At 44.3% G+C, this 725-nt stretch carries 1 protein-coding gene; it reads right to left on the bottom strand.

Going from position 1 to position 725, the window contains the following annotated elements; translation table 11 throughout:
- Positions 1-348, bottom strand: a 348-nt coding sequence (locus tag P1P89_23275) for a type II toxin-antitoxin system RelE/ParE family toxin (GenBank protein ID MDF1594446.1), incomplete at its 3' end; no start/stop codon positions are given.
- Between the last annotated feature and the right edge of the window lie 377 nt (positions 349-725).

The following is a 725-nucleotide window of genomic DNA, read 5'->3' as shown; positions in this document are numbered from 1 at the left end:
CAAAGCAATACGCTTTTTCACAATCCCACCGCCAAGATCGGCTTCCAGCAATCCACGCTGAATTTCGAGAACGGCTGATTCCAGCAGCGAATCGTTTAAACCGATCTTTCGTGCCCACCGTGCGAAATGCCTAGTTTTATAAATCGTATTTGTCCGCACTATAGCACTCAGTGAGGTACTTTGCAATATGTAATTGCTGCCAGTAGAAATGGGGACGTTCTCAACTTTTAAACTTGCTTTCGTGTATGTGGGGTCAAACCTTGACCAGCGCACTATATGCTTATTATTAATTTGAACCGCAAAGGGTTGGTTTAAGTTTTTTTCCTGATCGGGTGAAACGATCAGCAAAAAGGCTTACGCCTTTAAAGAACTCGGGGCTCGATAATTGGGCTGCCATAGCGGCGTGAATGAGCATGGAGAACGACTTTTTAAAAGATTGAACCGCGAAGGCGCAAAGGACGCGAAGTTTTTGCCCGAACCGGGTGACGGCTAAAAAAGAATGGCCGGCTTCGGTTCGAGCAAAAAGGCCTAATCTTTCTTATCTTCAAACTTGAGGTTTATGGGAAAGTCCATTGGTTTATTGGTTCCACTCTTTAAGATTTAAAATTCCGGGAGAACGGCCAAAGAACAGTAACCAGAGCAAGTTACAGATGCAAATAAATAGTGTCGGATCTTATCGGTTGCTTTTGGATATGATTGGCAATCTGTTTGGCTACCTGGCCATC

It is taken from the genome of Desulfobacterales bacterium, from assembly GCA_029211065.1.
Classification (GTDB): domain Bacteria; phylum Desulfobacterota; class Desulfobacteria; order Desulfobacterales; family JARGFK01; genus JARGFK01.
Note: the sequence above shows the minus strand (reverse complement) of the source record. Positions and strands in the feature narration are given on the sequence as shown.